The following is a 25,230-nucleotide window of genomic DNA, read 5'->3' on the forward strand; positions in this document are numbered from 1 at the left end:
CTAGCCAGACAGAGCGTGATATACTTATCTTTTAAGCCAAATTTGGGGTTCTTTTGTTGCAAAACCAACAACTGATCGATTTTGTAGTAGACAAAATTGAAGATATGAAAGGTCGAGATATTCAAAATCTAGACGTAAGCCAACTCTCTAACGTGACCGATACCATGATAATTTGTAGTGGTAATTCTAAGCGTCATGTTAAATCCATCGCCGACAATGTAGTTAAAGAAGCCAAGCAAGTTGAACTTGAAGTGATTGGCATCGAAGGCATGGACGAGTCAGAGTGGGTATTGGTTGATCTAGGTGATGTGGTATTGCACGTAATGCAAGACAGCGCTCGCGACTTTTACCAACTTGAAAAACTATGGGCACCCGCTGTTTCTGAGTCTAAAGCCGGATGAAAATACAGTTAGTGGCTGTAGGCACTAAAATGCCTGCTTGGGTTGAGACGGCCTATCAAGAGTATGCGCGTCGCTTTCCTAAAGATATGCCACTAGAGCTGGTTGAAGTAAAAGCCGGGAACCGCGGTAAAAATGCCGACATAAAGCGCATTCTTGATAAAGAAGGTGAGGCCACCTTAGCGGTTATTCCTAAAGGCAACCGTGTTGTAACTTTAGAGGTTACCGGTAAAGCTTGGACCACCCCGCAGCTCGCGAAGCAACTAGACAACTGGAAAATGGACGGCCGCGATGTAAGCCTGTTAATTGGTGGCCCAGAAGGTTTAGCCCCAAGTTGCACCAACATCGCCGAACAACGATGGTCGCTATCGGCACTCACTTTGCCCCACCCAATGGTGAGAGTTATCGTAGCCGAAACTCTCTATCGCGCGTGGAGTGTTACGGCTAACCACCCTTATCACAGAGAATAAACGCTAAAGTATGGCAAGACAGCGCGTCGCAATGCGAGACCACTCGGCTGAATCACGGTTGTTTAACCGTCGTTCATTAGTGGCTATTTTAGGTACCTTCGCGCTTATTTGTGTATTGCTGGGCAACCTTTATTACCTGCAATTTGAACAGCACGAAACCTACACCACTCGCTCTAACGACAACCGCATTAAAGTTTTACCTATCGCCCCTCCCCGCGGCTTGGTTTATGATAGGAATGGGGTATTACTGGCAGAAAACCGCCCCAACTTTAGTTTAGAGATCATCCCAGAGAATGTAGATGACCTCGACCAAATGATCGCCGAACTAAGTGAATTATTAGCGCTCAGCGAAAACGATGTTGAGCGATTCCAGCAAAACCGTAAACACACACGTCGCTTTAAACCAGTAGTGCTTAAGTCGCAACTTACTGAACAACAAGTGGCCATGTTTAGCGTGCAACAGCACAAATTTCATGGCGCCAGCATCGATGCCAGCTTAATTCGCTTTTATCCCTATGGCGACAGCCTCACCCACTTATTGGGCTATGTAGCGCGCATTAATGCAAAAGACTTAGAGCGGTTAGAAAAAGAGAACAAACTGGCCGAGTACGATGCAACGCGCACTATCGGCAAACAAGGTATCGAGCGCTACTACGAAGAGATTCTGCATGGCAGTGTTGGCTATCAAGAAGTTGAAGTGAATAACCGTGGCCGAATTATTCGTACCATGAAGATTGTTCCACCTATTCCAGGTAAAGATCTCTACCTCAACGTAGACATTCGCTTGCAACTAGAAGCTCAAAGGTTGCTGGCAGGACGCCGTGGTTCAGCGGTTCTTCTTGATGCCAAAACCAGTGGCGTACTAGCCATGGTATCTAGCCCAAGTTATGACCCTAACCTGTTTGTAAATGGCATTAGCAGCAAAAATTACAACAAGCTGCTTAACTCTACCGACCGCCCGCTGATTAACCGAGCCACCAAAGGCGTTTATCCTCCAGCTTCTACGGTTAAACCACAGTTAGCTGTAATGGGTTTAGAGCTGGGTAAAATTACCGTTGAGCAACGCATGTGGGATCCTGGTTGGTTCCAAATTCCTAATACCAAACGCCGCTTCCGTGACTGGAAACGCTGGGGACATGGTTGGGTTGATGTTTATAAAGCTATTGAACAAAGTGTAGATACCTATTTTTACAAATTGGCTTATGAAACCGGCATCGATGAAATGCATGCCTACATGAGCAAATTTGGTTTTGGTAAATACACTGGTATTGATATTCATGAAGAAAGCCGGGCCAACATGCCTAGCCGGGAATGGAAGCGAGCTCGCTACCGCCAACCGTGGTGGCAAGGCGATACCATTTCTGTTGGCATTGGCCAAGGCTATTGGACCACCACCCCTATACAGCTCGCTCAGGCCACCAATATTTTGGTAAACAAAGGTAAAATTATTACCCCACGTATTTTAAAAAGCGTCGGCGATGCCAACTCACACATTGGCTTGCCGCCGCAAATTCAAGCTCCTATTGCTTTAAACAGTGACAAAAACTGGCAGGTTGCTTTAGATGGTATGTACGGCGTAATCAACAAAAGTAACGGTACCGCGCGTAAAGCTTTTGAAGACACCACTTATGTCGCTGCTGGTAAATCGGGTACTGCGCAGGTTGTAGGCATCGCTGAAGATGCAGAATACGATGCCGAAAGCCTTAAAGAACAACACCGCGATAACGCGATGTTTGTCGCCTATGCGCCCTTCGAAAAACCCGAGATTGTTGCCTCAGTGGTTGTAGAAAATGCCGGTGGTGGTAGCTCCAATGCAGCGCCAGTAATTCGCGAGTTATTTGATAGTTATTTTGAAACCAAGGAAACCTTTTAAGCATGGGCAACTATAGCCAAGAGCAGAAAAACTCTTTGTGGTGGCGACTGCACCTAGATTGGCCTTTATTGCTTGGTTTAGTGTTATTAATGGGCTTGGGCATGTTTGTTTTATACAGCGCCAGCGGCGAGAGCATGGCGATGCTAAATCGCCAACTGGTGCGCATTGCCTTAGCGACTGTAGTGATGTTTGTACTGGCGCAAGTTCCCCCCGACGTATATTTGCGCTGGGCGCCCTTTTTCTTTTTCTCCGGTTTGTTGATGCTATTGGCGGTGCTGATAGTGGGCGATGTGGGTAAAGGTGCCCAGCGCTGGTTAGATCTCGGTTTTATTCGTTTCCAACCCTCTGAAATTATGAAGCTCGCGGTGCCCCTCATGGTCGCGCGTTATATTAGTCAGCACCCTCTTCCACCTAGCTTCAAACACTTACTGATTGGTGCCACCATTGCAATTGCGCCAACCTTGCTTATTGCTAAGCAGCCCGATTTAGGAACATCTTTACTGGTTGCTGCCTCTGGGATTTTTGCCTTGTTCTTAGCCGGAATGAGCTGGCGATTAGTGGGTGCTGCAGGTGCAGCCATCGCCGCCTTTATTCCTTTGCTATGGTTCTTCTTAATGCGCGACTATCAGCGCCAGCGAGTACTCACTTTACTTAATCCAGAAAGTGACCCGCTAGGCGCGGGATACCACATTATTCAATCTAAAATTGCTATTGGCTCTGGTGGCTTCGCCGGTAAAGGCTGGCTGCAGGGCACCCAATCTCAATTAGACTTTTTGCCAGAGCGGCATACCGATTTTATTTTTGCCGTATTTGCCGAAGAGTTTGGCTTTTTAGGCGTAGTGCTGTTGATGTGTTTGTATTTCTACATCATTGGGCGTGGCTTGTTTATTGCCACTCAAGCACAAACAGCCTTTGGCCGCTTGTTGGCTGGTTGCATTATTTTAACCTTCTTCGTTTATATCTTTGTAAACATTGGCATGGTGAGCGGTTTACTACCCGTGGTAGGTGTTCCGCTTCCTTTAGTGAGCTATGGCGGCACATCGATAGTGACACTGATGGCAGGTTTTGGCATTCTGATGTCTGTTCATACTCACAAACGGCTTTATGCCCAATAAGGATTGCTATGCGCTTATGTTGTTGCTTATTACTTGCTCTGTCTCAAATCTGGTCATTTTCTGCCTTGGCCAACACCGAACAGCAGCAACGTATTGAAGCATTAAGCCAAGAACTTGATATTCCGCTCAAAAGCTTAGAAAAAGCCGCCGAACAAGCCACCTATCAGCAAGCGGTAATCGATGCAATTACTCGACCATGGGAAGCCAAACCTTGGCACCTTTACCGCGATTTATTCCTTACCGAAGAACGTTTAGCAGCTGGCTTAGCCTTTTGGCAAGAGCACCAAGAAACCATAGAGCGCGCTGAAAAAGAGTTTAAGGTTCCAGCACAAATAATAGTTGCCATTATTGGCGTAGAGACCTACTACGGGCGACACAAAGGGACTTACCCAGTCATTGATGCCTTGTATACTTTAGGTTTCCATTACCCTAAACGCGGCCAGTTTTTTAGCAAAGAGTTTGCTTATTACATTCGTTTAGCAGAACAACAAGGCTGGGCCTTAGACGAAGTTAAAGGTTCGTACGCTGGCGCAATGGGCTTTGGTCAATTTATCCCTTCTAGCTATATTCATTACGGCGTAGATTTTGATAACGATGGCAAAGTAGACATGCTAAACAACCCCGTTGATGCCATAGGCAGCGTAGCTAACTACTTTGCCAAACACCGTTGGCAATTAGGCAAACCCGTAGTGCATGCCGCTGAGTCAAACACTACACAGGCCAAACCATGGTTAAGCAAAAAGTTAGAAATTAACAATACTTGGCAAGAGCTGTCTCAAGCGGGAATAAAAACCGAAGCGAGCTTAACAGATAACACCCCCGTTAAACTGCTAGAGCTGGAAGAAGCTGAAGGCCAGAGTTATTGGTTAGCGGAACATAACTTCTATGTGATTACTCGCTATAACCGCAGCCCGCTTTATGCCATGGCCGTGTATCAATTTAGTGAGCAACTACGAAAGGCTCAGGCGCAAACTAATGCCAATTAAGTTTAAACGCCTTGTCACCGTTTACTTGAGCAGTGTTGCCTTAGCAGCACTGCTTAGTGCTTGTAGCTCTTCACCAAGCGATCAGCGCTATGGGATGAGTAATGACAAGGCACCCGATTCAGCTCCAGAGCTAGATCATATTGAAAACCCCATCCCTCGTTTTGAACCATACAGCCGCCAAGGCAATCGTGACTACACAGTGCGTGGAAAAAACTACCAAGTTTGGCGCGATATAGAGCAGCACGAAGTTGAAGGAGAAGCGTCCTGGTACGGCAAAAAGTTTCATGGTCACCTCACATCCAACGGTGAGATTTACGACATGTATAGTATGTCGGCTGCCCACAAAAATTTGCCACTGCCCAGCTACGTAGAAGTTACCAACTTAAGCAATAACAAAACCGTGATTGTGCGAGTGAACGACCGCGGTCCATTTCACCAAAAACGCATCATCGATTTATCCTACGCGGCGGCTTACAAGCTCGATATGCTGAAATCGGGTACTGCCAAAGTAAAAATCAAGCTGTTGCGTTTTGATAACGATAATGCCGCCACAAAGCCTCAGCCGAGTGCTCAACAATACTATGTTCAACTGCTCGCCAGTAAAAATCAGCAAGTATTAGAGCAACACCAGCAACAGTTACAAGCTGAAGGTTTAAGCACTCAATTAGTTACCGAGAATGGCTGGCAGAAACTGCGATTGGGTCCCTATTACGATGTATTAAGCGCCGAGAAATACTTGGCAAACATGCGTAAAGGCCCTTATAAAGACGCTTATATCATTAATCTAAAAGCAAACTAGCGGATTTAGAGCAGGATACTAACAAACAGCCGAAAAGTTTTGTTATAGTGTTTGCCGTCCGTGTTTATTGACTAACAAGCCAAAGAGCCAACCATGATAAAAAATGTATTTCAGCGTGTTAGCTGCGCCTCTGCGCTTCTGATTGCAAGTAGTATGAGCGTAGCTTATGCCGCTCCTCAAGTTATCCCTAATGCTCCTATTGTTTCAGCCAAAGCCTACTACTTAGTAGATTTTGACTCAGGCCGAGTACTCGCTGCCGAAAATGAAGAAGACAGCTTAGCGCCTGCCAGCTTAACCAAAATCATGACCAGCTACATCATTGGTAAAGAAATCAAATCGGGCAAGCTTGACCCAAATGGCATGGTAACCATTAGCGAAAAAGCTTGGTCGAAGAACTTCCCAGATTCTTCAAAAATGTTTATCGAAGTTGGCAAGCAAGTCAAAGTTGCTGACTTAAATCGCGGCATCATTATTCAATCAGGTAACGACGCCTGTGTAGCCATGGCAGAACATATTGCCGGCAGCGAAGACTCATTCACCAGCTTAATGAATTCTTGGGCTGGCCACTTAGGCATGGTAAATACTCACTTCGCTAACAGCCACGGTCTAGACAGCACCGAGCAATATACCACTGCTAAAGATATGGCAATTTTGGCCACAGCGATGATCCGCGATGTGCCAGATGAGTACGCCATTTACAAAGAGAAATCATTCACTTTTAACGGCATTACTCAGCACAACCGCAACACACTACTATGGGATAAAAGCCTAAATGTAGATGGCATGAAAACGGGCCATACTAGCAAGGCCGGTTATAGCTTAGTTTCTTCAGCTACCAACCAAGACATGCGTCTAGTAGCAGTAGTTATGGGAACTAACTCTGCGAAAGCTCGTGCAGCCGAGAGTAAAAAGCTACTTAATTGGGGCTTTAGATTTTTCGAAACCGTTAAACCTTATAAAGCTGGCGACAGCTTTGTAGAACAAACGGTATGGATGGCCGACCAAGACACAGTATCTTTAGGTGTTAACCAAGATATCGCCCTTACCCTACCACGCGGCCAAGCCAGTCAGCTTCAAGCAAGCTTTGAGCTAAAAGAAGAGCTAAAAGCGCCATTAAGCCAAGGTCAAACTGTAGGCTCAGTGTATTTCCAAGTAGGTGAAGAAGATGTTGCCGAGTACCCATTAGTTGTTCTGCAAGAAGTAGAACAAGGCGGGATCTTCAAACGTTTACTGGATTACATTAAGTTGTTCTTTGCGTCTTTATTTAGTTAAGCAATAAGACCAATGCATAAACTCTAAGCCAATTGGCGGAAATTTTAGGCAAAGCTCACAAAAACGCGTTAGAATAACGCGTTTTTTATTTCTAGCTCGACCAAAAATCGCGGCTTAAATCAGTATTCTTAGGTCAGAAATGCAAACTAAATTTGATGAATATTTAGAGTTCCCATGTGATTTTACTTTTAAAATCATGGGCGTAAACAACAACACTTTAGAAGATGAAGTATTAAGTGTTATTCAAGGTTTAGCGCCGGGTGATTACAGCCCTAAAACGCGTCCAAGCAGTAAAGGCAATTACAAATCAATTACCTTGGTGGTTAAAGTTACCAGCAAACAACACATTGAGAGCCTTTACACCCAAATAGGTGCCATTGAAGACGTACGCCACGTACTATAATGCCTGAGCAAAACCGCTTAATCATTCGCCAACTGGGCCTTCAAGACTATTCAAGCATCTTGCAAGCTATGCGTGATTTTACTGATCAACGCAGCGCTGAGCAGGATGACGAATTGTGGCTGGTAGAGCACCAGCCAGTGTTTACTCAAGGTCAGGCCGGTAAAGCGGAACACCTACTAGCCAGTAGCGACATTCCGGTGGTGCAAGCAGATAGAGGCGGTCAGGTCACTTACCATGGTCCTGGCCAACTAGTCGCTTACCCCTTGCTCAACTTGCGTCGCCGTAAACTTGGTGTTCGCGACTTAGTCACCATTATCGAACAAAGCATCATCGAAACCCTTAGTCATTATAAGATTGAGGCTTTTGCCAAAAAAGACGCACCCGGTGTGTATGTAGACAAAAAGAAAATAGCCTCTTTAGGTTTACGTATTCGCAAAGGCTGCTCTTTCCACGGTTTAGCATTAAACGTAGACATGGACCTAAGTCCGTTTTTGCAAATTAACCCCTGTGGTTATGCCGGTTTAGAAATGGCACAAATTAGCGACTATGACGCTAGCCCAAACATTAGTCAGGTTGCCGAATACCTTAGCAAGGTGTTAGTGAAGCAGCTGGCTTATAGCAGTACAGAACATCAACAAGGACTACCCACACTATGAGTGCAAAAAAAGTGCGTATGGAGCCCGGAGTAAAACTTCGCGATGCCGACAAAATGGCATTTATTCCAGTGAAGGTAATACCCTCGGAAAAGGAAACCATGTTACGTAAGCCCGATTGGATGCGTATTAAACTTCCTTCTGATAGCACTCGAATCAATGAAATTAAAAGTGCTATGCGCAAGCATAATTTGCACTCGGTATGTGAAGAAGCATCTTGCCCTAACTTGGCAGAGTGTTTTAACCACGGTACTGCTACCTTTATGATTATGGGTGATATTTGTACTCGTCGTTGCCCGTTCTGCGATGTTGGCCACGGTAAGCCCTTAGCACTAGATGCCGAAGAACCTGCCAAGTTAGCCGCCACCATTGCCGACATGAAGCTAAAATATGTGGTAATTACCTCGGTAGACCGCGACGACTTACGTGATGGCGGTGCCGCCCACTTTGCTGAATGTGTAAGTGAAATTCGCCAACGCAGCCCACATATTCAAATAGAAACCTTGGTACCTGATTTTAAAGGCCGTATGGATCGCGCTTTAGAAATCTTAGACAAAAACCCGCCAGATGTTTTTAACCATAACTTAGAAACAGCTCCAGGTTTATATAAGCAAGTTCGCCCTGGTTCAGATTACCAATGGTCATTAACGTTGCTAAAGCGTTTCAAAGAGCTACACCCCAATGTGCCTACTAAATCAGGTTTAATGATGGGGCTTGGCGAAACCAATGAAGAGATCCTGCAGGTTATGCGAGATTTACGCGAACACGGCGTAACCATGCTAACGCTTGGCCAATACTTGCAACCTAGCCGTCATCACCTACCAGTAGCGCGTTACGTGCCGCCAGAAGAGTTCGATGAACTAAAAGAAAAAGCAGAGGCCATGGGCTTTACTCACGCAGCTTGTGGGCCTTTAGTACGCTCAAGCTACCACGCAGACTTACAAGCCAAAGGCGAAGAAGTGAAGTAAGCTTAGTTAAACCAGTTCCCCCTTCATTAAAAAAACCAGCAATTACATGCTGGTTTTTTATTGCCTTGCGCTTAATACCACAAACTAGAACTGGTAGTTAAACAATACACCAAAGAAATGAACTGCCGCCTCATAATCACCTTTTAACGAGCTTTCTGCAGCTGAGCCTTCGAATAAGGTGTAATCAATACTTGGGGTGCCGCCGTAGTAGTACTCGTAATACATTTGCATCCGCCAGTTTTGGTTAATCTCGTAGCTAGCACCAAGCCCAAGTTTCCATAACTCTCCGGTAGGCACATCTGGGTATTGTAAGCTTGGATCATCTTGCGGTGAGGTCTCGTAATATACACCACTTTCTAAGCGCCACAGCTGGTTTAAGGGGTAATGCATACCAACGCTGGCAGAAAAGGTGTCTTGCCATTCTCGCGCGATGCCCGCTTCACGATTAGCCAGCGAAATAGCTGTTTCAGACACTTTGCTAAAATCGCTCCAGCCTAAACTCCATAATAAAGCGGGTTTGCTTTCAAGTTGATGATAACCACTAACAATGGCCACAGCTGGCATAATAATGTTAATGGATGAAGAACTGCTGCGATTGTCAGAGCTAATATCACCATCCATATCGTGGTTTAACTCAGAGCGATAAGTAAAGCCGATACGATTGTCGTCATTAAATTTATAGAGGCTGCTAAGGGTGTAACCAAACTCGATACTGCTACCTTCTGCCGAAACTGAAGGTAACAAGGAATCGGAATGACCAGCAAAGTTTTGTTCTAATACGCCATATTCAGCAACCAAGCCTAAACCTATCGACCAGTCATCTTTCACTTGGTAAGCAATGCTAGGATTAAACTGTACAGTGGTTAACTGTGCATCTTGTAGCAATAGTGAACCTGCGAAATTCGGCCCATAATCAATAATGGAACCGCCGGCAGATGCTATAGCTAGGCCAACAGACCAACTATCGTTAAGCGGAGTAACGGCATACATAGATCCCACTGGCATCGCAGTACCAGCTTTCGAAGATGATTCCCCACCCGCAAACACGCCAGTTGAACCATTGTCGGTATAGTTAATGTTAGACACCATTCCCTGCACATTAAATGCAAACGTGGTGGTGTTAAGTTCCGTCATGGCAGCAGGGTTAGCAAAAGCAGTTTCTGCGCCTTCGGCAACGGCTTGAGCCCCTGCACCAGCGGTGCTAATGCTCATCATGCCAAGTTCTGGGAACATGTAAGCGCCGGCATAAGCTTTGCCAAATAAGAAGGAAGCACTTACTAGCAGCAGCATTTTGATTGTATTCATGAATAACCTAAGTTCAGCACTAAACAAAATTAGTGCTGTAAAAATAATAAGTGGGGATTAAAACGTGTGTTGTACGCCCTCACAACGGGCGTACTTTTAAACAGCTATTACATCGCGTTTAAGTAAGACTTATAAGAATGCAGGCGCACGGTAGCGGCGCCAATGACATCAATAAAGCCGAAGAATGGATGCGGTTTATTAGCCGAAATCCACGCCGAACCCGTAGCGCCAATAGGGATGACTTTACCTTCGGGTTCAACAATTTCTAATATCACCGTTCGGCCATGCGAGCTGGCGTTTGCTCCCACATGTTGGCGAACACTTTGCGGGCCCTGCATTGGAGAGACCGCTGACTCTCCGGTACCTGCAGTAAGGCTGTGAACTCTAGCTCGGAAAATCTCGCCTGGATAAGCATCCACATAAAACTCGGCAAACTGCCCCACCTCAACATAACGATAAGTTTGATCCGGAATACGCATTTCCATAAATTTACGACCAGTATCGTATATATGCATATTGCCCACGCGGCTTCCGTCGGCCACATTAACCACTGCAACTTGGCCATCAAATGGCGCACGAATTGTTTTCCTTTCCTGTTCAAACTCAGTTTTTTTAGCGTCTGCACGTAGCGAAGCGAGTGCCGAATTAGCAATACGTAATTGCGAATGGTAGTACTCAACCTCACGCTGTTTGAAAATCTCCGGTGATTTTTTAGCCCTAGCCACATCCCGCTTTAACTGGGCAATAGCCTCTTCTTGTTTAACAATAGACGCCTTAATCTTCTCTAACTCGGCACTCGACGTTGTGTCGATAAGGGTGTAAATCACCTCACCTTGTTTAACGTATTGATTATGTTCGACATGGATCTTATCGATTTGTTCGCGCAATAGCGGCGACAATACCGAATGCGGAGCTTTAACCGTTGATGAGTAACTTAAATCTACCGGCGCCCATAGGCGAGAAAGCACGCCTAGCAATACCAAGATCATCAGTCCACCAGATACAATCCAAAACGCGCTTTTTAATGTCCATTTAATCGCCCCAGTAGAAACTAAAATCCACATAATTAGGATGTAAGGAATCATTACCTCTTTCATTGCTTAGGCCTCTGAATGTTCGGATGGACGACGAGGAGAATGCGCTTTTTGTCTGCCATTGCTAATAATTTTACTAATCGACGCACCAATATGTGCCCAGTTAGCAAAAGCGATAATAATAGCCAATACCCACCAAGCCTTATGCAGAAATAGGCCACATAACGACAAAGCAAAAACCAATTGAATATGTGCACTTTTTTTCTCATGTGCTTTATGCACTGCTACTTCGTGTAACTCCCAAAGCAAATAAGCAACAAAACCCACTAAGGCGATAGTGACTGCAAACAGGTACCCACTAAAATACTCAGAGTTAAATAACACCATCATGGTGTTATTCGGTGTGTTGCTGTAGATGCTCATGTCGATGTCTTTAGAATTGATCGTTCCCATTGGGGCTAACAAATAAGCACCACCCAGCATCACCAACATGAAGCAGGTAAATTTAACTAACACCATAAAGATGATGCGGATCTTAGAAATAATCGTGCGAAGTAGGCGCATAAAGCCCTCCTCAAAATAAAGTTGAAAGCCGCTAGCAATGTTCAAAAACCTTGCCTACGCCTTAATGTTTAAGCCCTAGCTAAAAACAGCGATGCAAACCAACGCTTTAGTTGCGCCACATCCTCGGCGTTGCCATTTATGGCAATCAAACCTTGAGCGTGGGCTTGCTGCCAACTTAGCGTTCCTGATGCTAGTGCGTCTAACACATCCAGCTCGGTGATCACTAGCAGTTCTTGTTGACTAGGCCGGGTATCACGCCCCACTATCTTCAGCTTTGGCTCAAGCAAAATTTGTCGATAGTGCCCTTTAATTGCCTCAAATAAGCTAAAACTAATTTTGTCTGGATTAGCTTTAGCTAAGCGACGCATAAACAAATAAAGCCTAAATTGCTCAGGCTTATTAGCATTGCCTAAAGCGTCACGCATTCTCGCGTCTACAACACTTTCAACGACCGCTAAAGAGCCAGGTTCGGTCTGTAAATACAAACCGGTACTCTGGTGAAGGCCACATGCAGATACTGCGATTGGGATAATGGCCAAAACATAGCTAAACAATCTAAACATCTGAGTCCCCTCAAAAGAGGGGCCACAAGGGCCCCTTACCAGCTTTGCTTAGCGTACAATTAGCATTAAGTCTTGTGGGCGAGTTGCTTGGTCAAAGTAACTCATTAATAAACCGAAGTCTTTAATGCTGCCTTCTGCAAAACTAAAGCTACCTGTTTCCATATTGCGGGCGATCACTTGCAGTGCATTTGGTCCAGCCATGAGTATTTGGTTAAGCACTGCACGAGATGTGTTGATCTGCACATTGGCATCAGTTAGCACTTCTTCATGTAATTGAGCAATACCATTGCGGATCTCAATAGTGAATGACTCACCAGTATCAGCAAAGCTGTAGCTCATAGACATGTTCACATCTATGGTTTTTTCAGCAATTAAGGTAGCGGTCATCATGTCGAAGATTTGCTTGCTTGGTAGCGCCGTTAATACGTCAACCGAGGCAAAACTAATTAGGTTAGAGAAATCTCGCTCTCCCTCTAGCTCAGCTGCAGCATTAAGAGCCCAGTTACGCCAATTAATATTTACTTGCTCAGCAGACCAGGCTTTATAAGCATCGGCCTTAAGCTGGCGCGCCTGCATATCATCTTTATTCACGGTAATTGGGTACGATAGGATCTCTGCCGCAAAAGTGTAGTTTTTAGCTTCAATTGCCGCTTTTGCGGTGTTGATAATGTTGTCACGCCCGCCCATTAGCTCAACAAAAGCCTTAGCGCGTTGCTGATAAGCCATCGGTTCTAGTTGCCAAGGATCTGCTTCAAAGAACCCCACATAGCCAACGTAAATCTGACGAACAGCATGCGCAACGGTGCCGTAGTGTTCGCCTAACCAAGGATGCTCTGCTAGATGCTTAGGTAATTTCACCACTTCAACTAATTCGTCAGGTGTTAAACCTTTATTCATGTAACGAATAGTTTGGTCATGGGTATATTGAATCGCATCTCGATAAGCAGTTAAAACGTTAGCTACCGCTGCTTTACCTTCAACTGGACGCCCATGTGAGTTGATCATGATTTCAGTATCAAACTGACGCATCACATCAATACCTTTAAACCACATTGCTGGGTCGCGGAACTTAGTACCACGAATAGTGTGTAAGTTAGGGAAGTTCTCGCCTTGCAATACTTCCGCCGCATGCAGGATTTTTTGCTCGGGTAGGTAAACAACCACTTCGTCTTTAGTCTCAGAAGGTACGTTTACAATTTGCATGTGCACGCCAGCAATAGTGATATCTAAGGTAGCGTTGGCCGCAATTAGTGTATTAGGCTCAATAAAAGAAATAGCGCCCTGCATAAAGCGCGGACCAAGACCGTCGTTTACGGTACCGTGTTCGCCCTCTTCAACATGCTTTGCGCCAGTGTATGAAGTACGGTGACCAAACAAGGTACCAAGGTTAGATGACCAGTTTGCTACCGCATTGGTTAGGCCGTCTTGAGCAATAATTTTAACTGCACCAGAGCTTACCTCTTCATCGCTAACCCAAGCTCGCACACCCGAGATATGGTCAATATGATTGTGTGAGTAAATTATTGCTTTCACAGGCTTAGTAGTGATTTTTCTAAATTGCTGTTTAACCGACTCAGCCATCTCCACAGACTCACCTGGATCAACAATGATGATGCCATCATCACCTTCAATCATAACTGGTGTATCAATACCAAATCCGTAGCCTAGGTAAACATTGTGATCTACCTGAATGATGGCTTGATCCATCTTGCGGCTATGTTTAGTCAATGTTGGGTGAACATGCTCAGATTCAGCCGTGTAAGCTAAAGTCTCACCGGTTTTAGACAATACCTTGATTCGCTCACCTTTGCCCCAGAACAGGTTTGATGAATGCTCAATCAACACGCCGTCGTTATAGCGAGCATCTAAATCAATATTTTGGTATTGGCGTGCTGCACTCGTTTGCAGTTCTTGTCCTACGCTAGAGCTAGCTTCGATTACGGGTGTTGCTTGGGTATATCCCGCTACAAGCAAAGTACTAGAAATAGCTAGTGGCAATAACACCTGCTTACATCGATTTGTCATAGTTCAACCTTAAAGCCTTACAATTATGAAATTGCAGCCACTTTATTTATATCTGGAGCATTAAAAAATAGGCTGATATGATTTCAAACTATCGTAAATACGATAATTACTTATAAGAGCTTTAGCACTAGCGTTAAATACGGTGAGCAAAATGCACAACGATATCCCCAAATACAATTTGCTGGCGGCATTTGCAGCGGTAATGGAGCATGGCAGTTTGAGCAAGGCAGCAGAGCACCTAAATACAAATCAGTCGACCATTTCTACTATGCTAGGGCGCCTAAAAAATGAGGTACAGCAGGAACTATTTATTCGCAGTGGTCGCGGCGTTGCCCCCACCAATTATTCGGTAAACCTTTACGCGCAAATTCAAGAGCCACTGCAGCAACTTAATTCGGTGTTCCACTCCTTTGGACAGTTTGACGCTGCTCACTCAAAACGAAATTTTGTGATAACCGCTCCCGAGCACTTACAGTGGGTATTACTCGATCAGTTTGCCAAGCTGCCCAATAAAAACATCAGCCTCGAAGTGTTCGACCAACCGGTATACGAAGAAAACATATACGACGCTTTAATCACGCAAGAATACGACCTAATGATTGATATTCTGCCGCCCAAAGAGCCAAGCTTGAATAGCCAAAAACTCTATGACGGCGACTTTGTGGTGGTATGTAGCCAAGACCACCCTAGGATTCAAGGCAGCTTATCTGAAGCGCAGTATATGCAAGAAGAGCACGCAGTATTAGAAAGAAAAAGACAACACCTTTACACCATGAGTCACTATACCAATATTGATTTAAGCAAACGGCGAGTGGCTTACCACGGTGGTTCGCTGTTTAGCAATATTATGATGTGTAGCCAATCACACTACCTGTCTGCTGTGCCTCTATCCATGGCGTTACAGTTTGAAGAACGGCTACAGCTGCAGGTTTTTAGACCACCATTCGAATTTAAACCTGTGTCCAATTACCTTATTTGGCCGAAAAAGGTTACTCAAGATCCCGCAAATACTTGGCTAAGAAATGAGTTGGTTAACATAGCCAATAAAATTGAAGAATATATGCAGGAAAATTTTCAATAAGTGCCCAAGACTTAGTTTATAAACTGACGCTTGGCAAAAGATAAATCTATTAGCAGCACAATAAAAAAGAGAGCCTTAAGGCTCTCTTTTTAAATACTTATTCAACTAGTTTGGTGAAGCCGTTAAACCACCACCACCAGCACCGCCACCGTTACCCGGTAAGCTAGGCACAAAGTCTGGCAAACCAGCACTAGCTAACAAGTTAGCTGTAGTAATAGGCGTTCCAGCACTAATCGCTGCAAACAAATCGTTTGGAGACAGCGTTGGTGCTGCAGGCGCATCGGCCGCAACGGCATAGGTACTAGAAAGCAACAAAGCTGCTGTCAAAGTCCGTTTTACGTAAACCATAATTGGCTCCTTCTGTTACAACGTCGAACAAAATATAAACTACATATAAAAACAGCTATTAACAAGATTAATTAAATGAAAATTCAATGACCTTGTAAGCCGCTATAGTTTATTTAGCGAATAATGAACCGCGCATTCTTCTGCCCACAATGGCAAGTAAACCAAATAGCACTAAGGCATAACTTGCTGGTTCTGGAACTGAAAATTGCTTACCGCCAATTACACTTCCTTCAACTGCAGCAACCACTGTCCAAGCGCCACTTTCTACTAAGCCATCGTCAAACAAACTGCTATCACTCCATACTGCAAGAACATCAAAGCTAGGCTGCCAAGCTTCGATTTGATCCCAAGAGTAAGGGTTGTAGTTTTGCCACACTAAATTAGCGCCATTAAACCAGTAAAACTCGAGGTCCAATAGGCCATTTAAGTAGCCGCCAGTACCTTCATCTGTAGTTTCATCTAACATATCAAGATCAAGCATAAATGCCGCTCGAATGTCAGAGCCTGCGTCAAACACGCTTTGAGCAACAGGAACGTTAGGAAAAGCAGTCGGATCACTAAAAGGTGTAGGAAAATCACCTAAATAGGTTTCCACTCCCGGTGCTTGCGCTGGGTTGTCGCTAGTTAACATTACCGTTGCATTTGCCGACATAGCCATAAACAATGTCGTTAAGGTTAATAGTAGTGCTTTCATTGCTCAGATCCTTTGCTGTTATTAAAAGGTATTCCTTTAACGCACTAGATTCTTCGCAAGTACTAAGCCAAATCTATAGAAAGACTTACAAAATAATTAACACTATGTTTTATAAAGATTTTATTTTTAGTACCCCAAAACCACAAAGTGACACAGATCACACAAAGTGTAAGCTATATCGACAAAGCAAACCTTTATCAAAACGCTTCCAGCCTAGGTTTATATGACAATTTGCAGTAGTAGCAGCTAGGCGAGGCGCTATATGTCTATACATCCGCTGTTTCTAAAAGTTCTGGTATTTGTCTTTAAGCAAGTAAAAAACACCAGCATTTAAAATGATGAAATTTTTCTACAGAATAATACGTCGAAAATTTAATCAACCGCAAAATACCACTCAAAAAATGATGTTTTTATGATGTTTTAATGAAAGCGCTATTCATCATAAATATGGTCATTACAGCGCTAGATCCTAACCAAAAAATAAAGTGTAAAGAAATCCGACACCGAAAAACATCTGCAAAAACAACTGGAATTGATGCTCATCGGCATTTAAAGCGAGCTACTTTAGTCAGAAAACAAAAGGCAAAAGCCGAACGAATGTAGTTAAGGTACTTTGGTAGCTGTGTTTCTTGAGGAAGTAAAAAGGCAGCCAACGAGGCTGCCTTGTAGCTAAACCAGTTTGCATTTATCTCGTTTAATTACCAATTAAAGCTGGAATGCCAGGAAGCTGCCCCACCATTGCTAGCGAGCCCACACAAATCACAAAGGCAATGCCTGGAATAAGGTACTTGTCTTTAGCCGATAGTTCTTTAGCGCGCTCATGGTCGCCAATTAACCCCATGTTATCCAGCAGCATGGTAGTAGCCCAACCAAACACTGGATTAACAAAGGCACAGGCAAAAATACAAATACCGGCACTTAAAGAATCTTTGTGCTTGTGAATCATTTGCATGCCAGCTTCAAGCAAAGGTAAGAACACCCCTACAATTAAAGCAACACGCAGCACTGGCTCCCACATGGCTAAGTCCATTGGATAGCCAAGAACCGATGCCAATACACACAAGATACCGGTTAGCAAAGCGCCACCGGGAATCGGGCGCTTAGCAATAGCAGCAGGGATCATGTAGGTTCCCCACGATGAGGCTAAATTACCTCCGCCCAATAATGCACCAACACCTTGACGCACCGATGCACCCACCATGGTGTCATCCACATCCATTAACACGCCTTTGGCTTCTTTCGGGTAGTTAAGCTCTTGGAATACACGGTGACCTAAATAGTCTGGAGACCACATAGCTACCGCAAGCAAGGCAAAAGGAATAACCGCAATGAAGTGCTGAAGATTAGGCCAACCCAATTGCCAACCAGTATCTTCACCCCACCAGTAAAACGGACTGAAATGCGGTAAGCCAGGTGCGGTGGTAAAGGCAAAATCTGCTCCACATACATAGGCAACAATGCCTGCTAAAGCTGAACAAAGCGGAATAGCTAACCAACGTTTACCTACTTTTGCTAAATAGGCATACACTAAAACGGTAACGCCAATCACCGCAAACGATATGTAACCTTGGTCTCCAGCTGACGCCCAAGCTTCGGTTTTGTTTATTTGACCAATTAAGCCCACAGCCCCCAAGTAAATCAGCAAGCCCCCTCTAACACCAACCCCGGTTAGCGTCATTAACTTTGAGCCCCCCTTGGTATAAGCCAAAATCAAACCAAACACACACACCATTAAACCCAGCGCTAGCGGGTGTCCCCCTGCAGCAGCAATCAAGGGAATTAAGGGGATCATTGGCCCATGAGTACCGGCCAAATTAGCATTAGGGTTTAAAATAGCAGAGAACAGAATTACAAATAACGCACCTGCAATAAGCAGCTCGTAACGTACGTTTTCGGCAACAAACTCTGGCGATAAGCCAAATTGCGCGGCAAACGCGGCAACCATTGCGGTTACCATCACTACTTTACCAATGGTGGCGGCTAAGGCTGGAACCCAATCCTCAATCTCAATGCTGTAATCTCGCAGTGGTAAATGGATCCCCCAGCGACGAAAACTCATAATTTTGAGATCGTGGTTCAAAAATTCTTCACGGTTGTCGAATTCCTGCGCTTTTCGGCGCATATCTCTATAGAATGTCTTGTTCTTACTAGACATGTTTTACTTCCTATGTAATTGCGGGGGCCATTGCGCATTAACTTCCATTTATGCTCTGTATGTTAACCTTCGGCTAACACGAGACGACATCCCAGACGCTACAGAACACCTAGTAAGCAGGTGCCTAAAAGCTGGGAGCTAAAGCCACATATTTTCCCGCAGGCTGAAAAAAGGGTACGATACGCGCCCTTAGTAACTGGTACTGGAAAATTTGTCTTAGTATAAGACAATAAAGTTTGATGACTTTTTGATTTAGATTACTTTTCATGCAAGTTAACTGCTTTTTATTTTACCCTTTCATCGATATGCTAATTCTCTACTAATTGTTATGCTGAACTTAGTTCAACCAACTGATTACGATGAAAATTTCCGAGCACGCGCAGCGCACAGAACAGCTATTTGGCATACGAGCAGAAGACATCCATAAATGGATTGACGGCTTTTTCGACCACGACGGATTTGATCACTACCTGCGTGAAGGCAAGCTAGAGCAATACGACCCTTACGACCATCGCAGGTTTAGGCACTGCAAAGAAGCACTTCAAGAAGCCTACCAAGAGTTCGATGGCAAGTATTCACGCCAACAAATTAAGAACGTTGTCGAAACCCATATTAAAGATGATTACGATGGCTACCTGCCTTCTCGAGCCGATTTTGAAAATGGTACTTTTACTGCCAAATACCACGACGCCACCCACAATGAAGAACTGAGCGCAGTATTAGATGCCAAAGAGCTAGCGGAATATTTTGATGGCCTACGTGATAACGAAGCTAATCAACAAGGTTTTATTGGCAGCTTTGCTTTTCGCATTGTACTGCCCACCATTTTGGCCATTATATTATTTGTAAGTGCGGTTGCTTTGGTGATTATCCCGCTGGTAGAAGACTCGATGATGGGTCAAAAACGACAAACGATAAAAGAGCTCACTTCCTCGGCCATTAGCATTGTCGACAGTTATGTAGCGAGAGAACAAAGCGGAGAACTAAGCCTAAGCCAGGCTCAGGCGAAAGCGGCCAATGAGCTAAAAGCGATGCGCTATGGTGATGAAAACAAAGATTACTTCTTCATCACCGACATGCATCCACGAATGATCATGCACCCTTACCGTAAAGACTTAACAGGCCAAGATCTTACACACTACTCAGATAATGAGAACAAAAGCGGTAAACACATTTTTGTTGAGTTCACCAAGCTGGTTAAAGCCAATCAAGAAGGCTACTTAGAATATCTCTGGCAATGGAAGGATGATGCCAACAAAACAGCGCCCAAACTTAGCTACGTGCAAGCAGTGGAAGAGTGGCAATGGATAGTGGGAACCGGTGTCTATTTTGACGATGTGCAAAAAGAAATCGATAAGCTAGAACAAACGCTGTTTACCACCTTCTTCCTCATTACCTTGGGGCTTAGCGCCATAATGAGCTACATCATTGGTCAAAGCCGAACCATCGAGAACCGGAAAAAGCGCGCCGAAGTCGCCCTACACGAGGCCAAAGATCGTTACCGCGCCTTGGTTGAATCATCCAACGAAGGTTACATTCTAGAAGCCGACGGCGATATTCTTTACTCAAACAACCGACTACATCGCATGTTAGGTTACAGCGACTCCGAGCTTCAAAGCGCTAATATTTGGCAGCAGCTATTTCCCGCCACCCCCAAAAACACCCCTTTATTGCAGCATTTTGATGAACTGTTCAAACACACCGCCGAACCTGCAGAATTTGAAGCCTGCTTAAGCACCAAAAGCGGCAAACAGCTAGATATAATTGTTAGTTCTTCAAAGATATTCTTTTCTGAAAAGCATGGTCATGTGATTTCATTCCGCCCAATAACCCGAAAGATTTATGGAGGCGCCTATGGCCTTGTAAAGCAAGTCAGCGATTACCAAGTGCTAAACAGTCGAGTGGTCGAAGATATTGCGCTTAGCGATAGCCAAGGTGGTGTGGTAGAAACACTTAATCAACTGCCAGACTTAATACGCGAGATGATTGATGCAGGCTCTCGCCCTGATAATCTTCGCCGAGCTATTGGAAGTGCCTACGATGCGGCCATTTGCCGATTTATAGAGCTAAGTATTCAAGAGTTAGGAAAGCCGCCGGTCCCCTTTTCCTTTATATCCTTCGGCAGCAATGCTCGCCACGATATGACGCTGTTTTCAGACCAAGACAATGCCATTGTATTTGAAACGCCCAAAGATCCGAGCAAACTAAAACAAACCAGACGCTACTTTTTGCATCTAGCCGAGCGGGTTTGTGCCCTACTCAACCAAGCCGGTTACCCCTATTGCGATGGTTTGATTATGGCCACCAATCACCAATGGTGCCTAAGCCTAGATGAGTGGACTGCAAACTTTAGCGCTTGGATTAATCACGCCAAGCCTGATTCGATATTAGAGCTAAATGTATTTTTTGATATACGCGCTACCTATGGGAAAAAACAGCTGGTCGATAGCATCCAACAGCATATTCAAACTACTGTGCAAAACCAGCCGCAGTTTCTAGCCACCTACGCCAAAAATTGCCTGTCTTACAAAGTGCCACTCACTAGTTTTAAACAAATCAAAACCGAGAATATCGACGGCGTAGAATCAGTTAATCTAAAAGCCTGTTTACGCCCCATGGAAATTTTTTGCCGAATTTACGCACTCAAGCACGATATTCGCGAAGCGAACACCATGACAAGACTTAAGCAGCTAGCCACCAAACAAGAAATCGACGCCATGAGCTTTCGCGAAATGGTCTACATTTTCGACCATATTTGGCAGCTGCGCTTTATGAACCAAATCGTGGAATACACAGATTTGCGTAAAGTAAATGATGTACTGGCCTTGGCAGATTTAACCGAGCTAGAGCAACAAAATCTGCGCAACGTATTGAAAAGAATTAGCTTATTTCACGACAAAATTAGCCATGATTTCCTCAATGCTAAATCTAGCTAAAGGGAAATCTATAAATGAACAATAATTCCCCTCCGGTAATTATTAAATTTACACAGCTGCTTTTACCATATTTGTTTGCCTTGGTCAGACTAAGCCGATGCAACGCAAACTATCCAGATTTCACAGTCTTTTGCGGAAAATCACAGTATAAGCCCCCAGCCCTTTGCACTAGCCTGAATACATCGTTTGGCTTAGCACGTATTTAAAAGCCCTATAAACAGTGATTACAATTAGAACAAAGGTAACAAAGCATATTATGACTATGAATACTTTTACCACCCACCGTAATACCATAATGAAAACGGTGAAAACCTTGGCGTTTTTCGCCTTGCCTTTAGGTTTAGCTTCTTGCGCGGCTCCCGTTGAGCAATCATCAGCTCCAGCAACTAAGCAAAGCAACACTAGCACCAGCAATATTAGTGCTCCTGGGGCTTTTTATTCTGGAGAATACCGCAATGCCTTTGTTGAGCTAGGTATCGCTTCACCAGAACAAGTGAATAAAAAAGTACAAGATACTTACCAACAGCTGTTTTACTCAGATTCTCGCAGTGAAAGCGGCAAAGCGGTGTTTTTCCCAGTTGGTGACGACATGGGCTTCATTAAAGATATTGGTAGCAACGATATTCGCTCGGAAGGTATGTCTTACGGCATGATGATCGCCGTACAGATGGACGACCAAGAGATGTTCAATAAGCTTTGGAAGTTCTCTAAAACTTACATGCAACACCATGAAGGATGGTACAAAGATTACTTTGCTTGGCATTTAAGACCGGAAGCACCGTTTGCCAAAATGGATAACAACCCTGCACCAGACGGCGAACTTTACTTTGCTATGGCCTTATTCTTTGCAGAAAACCGCTGGGGTTCCGGTGAAGGTATTTTCCAATATAGCGATGAAGCTAATGTAATTCTGCAAGCAATGGTTAACAAAGAAGAAACTGACTCGCAGGTTCCTATGTTTAACCGCGATGAAAAACAAATCCTATTTGTTACCGAGAAAAGCTTAGGTTTATACACCGATCCGTCTTACCACGTGGCTGCTTTTTATGAGCTACTGGGCCGTTGGGCAGATGAAGACCAACAACTATGGCTTGATGCCGCACAAGTGAGTCGCGATTACTTGTATAACGCAGCCCACCCAGAAACAGGCTTGTACTCTGAATACGCAGCTTTTGACGGTACTCCACAAAAAACCTCGTTTAACGATATTAGCCATAAATCTGGTTACGATGCGTTCCGCGTAATTGGTAACATTGCCATGGACTACCACTGGTTTAACGATGACCCTCGCCAAACCGAGTTAGCTGACCGTTTAATTTCGTTCTATGCCGACGAGTACAAACGTAAAGGTCAAAACTTTGCGGTACATGAAATGGGCGGAAAGGTTGCATCTGAATGGGGCAGCTCTGGCCAAAACGCAATGAACGGCACTGCTGCTTTAATTACCGATAGCCAAGAAGCCAAAGAGTTCACCGAACGTTTGTGGAAGCAAGCTACGCCAACCGGTAAGTGGCGTTACTACGACGGCTTATTGCACATGTTTGCAGTACTGCAAATGTCGGGTGAATATAAGATTTACGGCCCAACAGACGCAAATCAGTAAACAACCACCTTAAAAAACCAAAGAGAGCCTAGGCTCTCTTTTTTAATGTTTAAGTTTTAGTTGGCGTAACTTGCGATACAAGGTATTGCGGCTAATGCCTAGCAGTTTGGCACTTTTAGTCACGTTACCTTGGCAATGCTGATAAACCTGAGCGATGTTTTGCTCAATGGTTTGCTGCAGTTCTGCTTGTTCACAGTTTTGCTCAGGCGGGCTAGTTAAGGCCAGTTGCTGTTGCAACGATTCGGGTAAATCAGCACTGCGTAGCAAGGCTTGCTGCTCGGTCATTAAACAAGCCACTTGCATAAAATTGTCCAACTCACGCAAGTTACCCGGCCAAGTATAAGCCAGCATTTTGCTAAACAAACGCTGCTCTATATCTTGTTTATGCTCGCAATAACGCTGGTGAAGCTTATTAATGAGCAAACCTATGTCACTGCGCTCCCGCAGGGCTGGCAGGCTTATCTGCAAGCCTTTTAAGCGATAGTAAAGATCTTCTCTAAACAAGCCTTCACTCACCCTTTGCTGCAAATTAACATGCGTTGCTGCAACCACTTGAATGTCTACCTTATAGGCCTGATTGCCTCCCACCGGTACCACCTCTCGCTCTTGCAGCACCCGTAATAAACGCGCTTGGGCAGCCATAGGCATTTCACCAATTTCATCTAAAAACAAAAAACCACCATCGGCTTGACGAATTTTCCCCACAAAACCCTTGGGGTTGGCTCCAGTAAATGCGCCAGCTTGATAACCAAACAGCTCAGCTTCCACCAGCTCATTTGGCAAGGCTGCGCAATTTACGGCTTGTAAGGCCTTGCTCGCTCGTTGGCTTTGTTGGTGCAGCTGTTTTACAAAACGCTCTTTACCTACACCAGTTTCACCTAAAATGAGCAGTGGAATTGATTTACTCACCACCTTGCAAGCTTGCCACCAAGCGGTATTAACCCGAGGGTCACGAGACTCACTCTTACTAGAAATGCCTTTACTAATGATTGGCCTTGCTTTTAAAGCCTTAGTTTGCAGATGAAGCTTTGCCTTATCTGCCAAGTGAGCTTGCTGCCAATCCTCACCAAAGTGACTAGCCAACGCTTCGCCTACATGTAACTTATCCACCAACTGACGCGCCATTGGGTTTAAGCCTAATACCTTGCCGTCGCTGTCGGCCACCACAATGCCTTGCCACCCGGAGTTGAGCAAATGCGGCTGCGCGGCAAGATCAACCCGATAATGGCTCTCGGGCAACTGGCATAACAAAGCTGTTTCAACTTGTTGGGCTAGGCTGGCAGCAAGTAACATGGTTTGCTGAGTATGCCGCTGCTGCTCGCTGGTAATATCTAAAATGGCTAGCATTTCTCCCTTCGGACTATAGATTGGGCAAGCGCTGCAACTCATAAAACGATGCTGTTGAATAAAGTGCTGCTCGCCAATTACCGATACTGCTTGCCCAGTGGCAATAGCGGTGCCAATCGCATTAGTGCCTTTATATCGCTCTAGCCAATTCACCCCACTCTCTAGCGCAATAGTTGCCAACTTATCGTTGTAGCGTTTTACCCCCCAGTGGTGAATAAGGTAACCGTCTACATCCGACAAAATGAGCCTGCTAGAACTATGGGCCATTACTTGCTCAAACAAGGGATAGGCGTAGCGCTCTACCAATGAAATCAACGCTTGTTGTCGATGGTGACGCTCTGCCAACTCGGTTTTAGCCAAGCGTAAAACCTGAGGAGCGACTTGCTCTTGCAGGCCGGCATCTTGGCTACGTAACCAAGATGCATTAATAGAGCTAGGAAGTTGTAGCTTGTTGGTCATTGCAGTGTTCCATAGTGAGACAATGTAACTGTGCCAAAAAATAACAGTGTGACAAGCCTATTAAGCCGGCTAGTTTTCGCTACTCACACTGTGCAAAATTGTTTGTGTGAATAATCATAGTTTTACATTTTGTTAACAACAAGTTTCTATGCAATGGCTTAGCACTTGCTATGTAAAGC

22 protein-coding genes are annotated in these 25,230 nt (G+C 44.7%); 13 read left to right on the forward strand and 9 right to left on the reverse strand.

Annotation, left to right across the window (positions count from 1 at the left end):
- The first annotated feature begins 56 nt into the window (after window positions 1-56).
- The 10 genes from rsfS to lipA all read left to right on the forward strand — a co-directional run bounded on the left by rsfS (window position 57) and on the right by lipA (window position 8,937).
- On the forward strand, window positions 57-401 hold the full coding sequence (gene rsfS, locus ACYFDN_RS03130) for a ribosome silencing factor (RefSeq protein ID WP_016402198.1): 345 nt from the start codon (window positions 57-59) through the stop codon (window positions 399-401).
- A complete protein-coding gene (gene rlmH, locus ACYFDN_RS03135) occupies window positions 398-868 on the forward strand; it encodes a 23S rRNA (pseudouridine(1915)-N(3))-methyltransferase RlmH (RefSeq protein ID WP_016402199.1) in 471 nt (156 codons plus the stop codon). The genes rsfS and rlmH overlap by 4 nt, the downstream gene beginning before the upstream one ends.
- 10 nt (window positions 869-878) lie before the next feature.
- Window positions 879-2,741, forward strand: a complete 1,863-nt coding sequence (mrdA, locus tag ACYFDN_RS03140; RefSeq protein ID WP_040307274.1) for a penicillin-binding protein 2 — start codon at window positions 879-881, stop codon at window positions 2,739-2,741.
- A gap of 2 nt (window positions 2,742-2,743) precedes the next feature.
- Window positions 2,744-3,856: a rod shape-determining protein RodA gene (gene rodA, locus ACYFDN_RS03145; RefSeq protein ID WP_016402201.1), complete on the forward strand. Its 1,113-nt coding sequence runs from the start codon at window positions 2,744-2,746 to the stop codon at window positions 3,854-3,856.
- Window positions 3,857-3,864: 8 nt separating this feature from the next.
- Window positions 3,865-4,842, forward strand: coding sequence for a lytic murein transglycosylase B (gene mltB, locus ACYFDN_RS03150; protein ID WP_483509958.1), 978 nt, complete (start codon window positions 3,865-3,867; stop codon window positions 4,840-4,842).
- A complete protein-coding gene (locus ACYFDN_RS03155) occupies window positions 4,832-5,641 on the forward strand; it encodes a septal ring lytic transglycosylase RlpA family protein (protein ID WP_483509959.1) in 810 nt (269 codons plus the stop codon). The genes mltB and ACYFDN_RS03155 overlap by 11 nt, the downstream gene beginning before the upstream one ends.
- A 93-nt stretch (window positions 5,642-5,734) precedes the next feature.
- Window positions 5,735-6,913 carry a serine hydrolase gene (locus ACYFDN_RS03160; RefSeq protein ID WP_016402204.1) on the forward strand — a complete coding sequence of 393 codons (1,179 nt, stop codon included), beginning with the start codon at window positions 5,735-5,737 and terminating at the stop codon, window positions 6,911-6,913.
- A 124-nt stretch (window positions 6,914-7,037) separates the two neighbouring features.
- Window positions 7,038-7,316: a DUF493 family protein YbeD gene (gene ybeD, locus ACYFDN_RS03165; RefSeq protein ID WP_040307275.1), complete on the forward strand. Its 279-nt coding sequence runs from the start codon at window positions 7,038-7,040 to the stop codon at window positions 7,314-7,316.
- Window positions 7,316-7,972, forward strand: a complete 657-nt coding sequence (gene lipB / locus ACYFDN_RS03170) for a lipoyl(octanoyl) transferase LipB (RefSeq protein WP_483509960.1) — start codon at window positions 7,316-7,318, stop codon at window positions 7,970-7,972. Before ybeD ends, lipB begins: the two co-directional genes overlap by 1 nt.
- The gene (gene lipA, locus ACYFDN_RS03175; RefSeq protein WP_016402207.1) at window positions 7,969-8,937 is read left to right on the forward strand and encodes a lipoyl synthase; all 969 of its coding nucleotides are present in this window, start codon (window positions 7,969-7,971) and stop codon (window positions 8,935-8,937) included. The genes lipB and lipA overlap by 4 nt, the downstream gene beginning before the upstream one ends.
- A gap of 84 nt (window positions 8,938-9,021) precedes the next feature.
- Here the strand turns inward: lipA and ACYFDN_RS03180 are convergent, their stop codons facing one another.
- From ACYFDN_RS03180 to ACYFDN_RS03200, 5 genes are all read right to left on the reverse strand, one after another.
- Window positions 9,022-10,242: an OmpP1/FadL family transporter gene (locus ACYFDN_RS03180; RefSeq protein WP_483509961.1), complete on the reverse strand. Its 1,221-nt coding sequence runs from the start codon at window positions 10,240-10,242 to the stop codon at window positions 9,022-9,024.
- Between the two features lie 107 nt (window positions 10,243-10,349).
- Window positions 10,350-11,339, reverse strand: a complete 990-nt coding sequence (locus ACYFDN_RS03185) for an efflux RND transporter periplasmic adaptor subunit (protein ID WP_483509962.1) — start codon at window positions 11,337-11,339, stop codon at window positions 10,350-10,352.
- A 3-nt stretch (window positions 11,340-11,342) separates the two neighbouring features.
- Entirely contained in the window at window positions 11,343-11,840 is a 498-nt protein-coding gene (locus ACYFDN_RS03190) for a hypothetical protein (RefSeq protein ID WP_016402210.1), read from the reverse strand.
- A gap of 68 nt (window positions 11,841-11,908) precedes the next feature.
- Window positions 11,909-12,403, reverse strand: a complete 495-nt coding sequence (locus tag ACYFDN_RS03195; protein ID WP_483509963.1) for a hypothetical protein — start codon at window positions 12,401-12,403, stop codon at window positions 11,909-11,911.
- Window positions 12,404-12,451: 48 nt separating this feature from the next.
- Window positions 12,452-14,428, reverse strand: a complete 1,977-nt coding sequence (locus ACYFDN_RS03200) for an alkyl sulfatase dimerization domain-containing protein (RefSeq protein ID WP_483509964.1) — start codon at window positions 14,426-14,428, stop codon at window positions 12,452-12,454.
- Between the two features lie 151 nt (window positions 14,429-14,579).
- Here ACYFDN_RS03200 and ACYFDN_RS03205 point away from each other — a divergent pair, with 151 nt between their 5' ends.
- Window positions 14,580-15,509 (forward strand): LysR family transcriptional regulator, encoded by a 930-nt coding sequence (locus tag ACYFDN_RS03205; protein WP_483509965.1) that lies wholly within the window; start codon window positions 14,580-14,582, stop codon window positions 15,507-15,509.
- 105 nt (window positions 15,510-15,614) lie between these two features.
- Here the strand turns inward: ACYFDN_RS03205 and ACYFDN_RS03210 are convergent, their stop codons facing one another.
- The 3 genes from ACYFDN_RS03210 to ACYFDN_RS03220 form a co-directional block, all read right to left on the reverse strand.
- Complete coding sequence (locus ACYFDN_RS03210) at window positions 15,615-15,857, reverse strand: hypothetical protein (protein ID WP_016402214.1); 243 nt, start codon at window positions 15,855-15,857, stop codon at window positions 15,615-15,617.
- Window positions 15,858-15,966: 109 nt separating this feature from the next.
- Window positions 15,967-16,551, reverse strand: a complete 585-nt coding sequence (locus ACYFDN_RS03215; protein ID WP_483509966.1) for a PEP-CTERM sorting domain-containing protein — start codon at window positions 16,549-16,551, stop codon at window positions 15,967-15,969.
- Between the two features lie 694 nt (window positions 16,552-17,245).
- Window positions 17,246-18,706: a DUF3360 family protein gene (locus tag ACYFDN_RS03220; protein ID WP_152781546.1), complete on the reverse strand. Its 1,461-nt coding sequence runs from the start codon at window positions 18,704-18,706 to the stop codon at window positions 17,246-17,248.
- Window positions 18,707-19,065: 359 nt separating this feature from the next.
- On the opposite strand from ACYFDN_RS03220, the gene ACYFDN_RS03225 reads away from it, so the two are divergent.
- Together ACYFDN_RS03225 and ACYFDN_RS03230 are read left to right on the forward strand one after the other, a co-directional pair.
- Window positions 19,066-21,642 (forward strand): DUF294 nucleotidyltransferase-like domain-containing protein, encoded by a 2,577-nt coding sequence (locus ACYFDN_RS03225; RefSeq protein ID WP_483509967.1) that lies wholly within the window; start codon window positions 19,066-19,068, stop codon window positions 21,640-21,642.
- 256 nt (window positions 21,643-21,898) lie between these two features.
- Complete coding sequence (locus tag ACYFDN_RS03230) at window positions 21,899-23,245, forward strand: family 8 glycosyl hydrolase (RefSeq protein ID WP_483509968.1); 1,347 nt, start codon at window positions 21,899-21,901, stop codon at window positions 23,243-23,245.
- A 42-nt stretch (window positions 23,246-23,287) separates the two neighbouring features.
- Here ACYFDN_RS03230 and ACYFDN_RS03235 read toward each other — a convergent pair whose 3' ends face one another.
- Window positions 23,288-25,051 (reverse strand): sigma-54-dependent Fis family transcriptional regulator, encoded by a 1,764-nt coding sequence (locus ACYFDN_RS03235; protein WP_483509969.1) that lies wholly within the window; start codon window positions 25,049-25,051, stop codon window positions 23,288-23,290.
- Window positions 25,052-25,230 lie beyond the last annotated feature (179 nt).

It is taken from the genome of Agarivorans sp. D1326 (assembly GCF_056958115.1).

Excerpts from the sequence above, each read along its gene's own strand:
- ACYFDN_RS03180 (WP_483509961.1), bottom strand. The coding sequence starts at position 10,242 with ATGAATACAATCAAAATGCTGCTGCTAGTAAGTGCTTCCTTCTTATTT.
- ACYFDN_RS03190 (WP_016402210.1), bottom strand. The coding sequence starts at position 11,840 with ATGCGCCTACTTCGCACGATTATTTCTAAGATCCGCATCATCTTTATG.
- ACYFDN_RS03210 (WP_016402214.1), bottom strand. The coding sequence starts at position 15,857 with ATGGTTTACGTAAAACGGACTTTGACAGCAGCTTTGTTGCTTTCTAGT.
- ACYFDN_RS03230 (WP_483509968.1), top strand. The coding sequence starts at position 21,899 with ATGACTATGAATACTTTTACCACCCACCGTAATACCATAATGAAAACG.
- ACYFDN_RS03195 (WP_483509963.1), bottom strand. The coding sequence starts at position 12,403 with ATGTTTAGATTGTTTAGCTATGTTTTGGCCATTATCCCAATCGCAGTA.
- lipA (WP_016402207.1), top strand. The coding sequence starts at position 7,969 with ATGAGTGCAAAAAAAGTGCGTATGGAGCCCGGAGTAAAACTTCGCGAT.
- ACYFDN_RS03185 (WP_483509962.1), bottom strand. The coding sequence starts at position 11,339 with ATGAAAGAGGTAATGATTCCTTACATCCTAATTATGTGGATTTTAGTT.
- mltB (WP_483509958.1), top strand. The coding sequence starts at position 3,865 with ATGCGCTTATGTTGTTGCTTATTACTTGCTCTGTCTCAAATCTGGTCA.
- rodA (WP_016402201.1), top strand. The coding sequence starts at position 2,744 with ATGGGCAACTATAGCCAAGAGCAGAAAAACTCTTTGTGGTGGCGACTG.
- rlmH (WP_016402199.1), top strand. The coding sequence starts at position 398 with ATGAAAATACAGTTAGTGGCTGTAGGCACTAAAATGCCTGCTTGGGTT.
- lipB (WP_483509960.1), top strand. The coding sequence starts at position 7,316 with ATGCCTGAGCAAAACCGCTTAATCATTCGCCAACTGGGCCTTCAAGAC.
- mrdA (WP_040307274.1), top strand. The coding sequence starts at position 879 with ATGGCAAGACAGCGCGTCGCAATGCGAGACCACTCGGCTGAATCACGG.
- ACYFDN_RS03235 (WP_483509969.1), bottom strand. The coding sequence starts at position 25,051 with ATGACCAACAAGCTACAACTTCCTAGCTCTATTAATGCATCTTGGTTA.
- ACYFDN_RS03225 (WP_483509967.1), top strand. The coding sequence starts at position 19,066 with ATGAAAATTTCCGAGCACGCGCAGCGCACAGAACAGCTATTTGGCATA.
- ACYFDN_RS03155 (WP_483509959.1), top strand. The coding sequence starts at position 4,832 with ATGCCAATTAAGTTTAAACGCCTTGTCACCGTTTACTTGAGCAGTGTT.
- ACYFDN_RS03215 (WP_483509966.1), bottom strand. The coding sequence starts at position 16,551 with ATGAAAGCACTACTATTAACCTTAACGACATTGTTTATGGCTATGTCG.
- ACYFDN_RS03220 (WP_152781546.1), bottom strand. The coding sequence starts at position 18,706 with ATGTCTAGTAAGAACAAGACATTCTATAGAGATATGCGCCGAAAAGCG.
- ACYFDN_RS03200 (WP_483509964.1), bottom strand. The coding sequence starts at position 14,428 with ATGACAAATCGATGTAAGCAGGTGTTATTGCCACTAGCTATTTCTAGT.
- ACYFDN_RS03205 (WP_483509965.1), top strand. The coding sequence starts at position 14,580 with ATGCACAACGATATCCCCAAATACAATTTGCTGGCGGCATTTGCAGCG.
- ACYFDN_RS03160 (WP_016402204.1), top strand. The coding sequence starts at position 5,735 with ATGATAAAAAATGTATTTCAGCGTGTTAGCTGCGCCTCTGCGCTTCTG.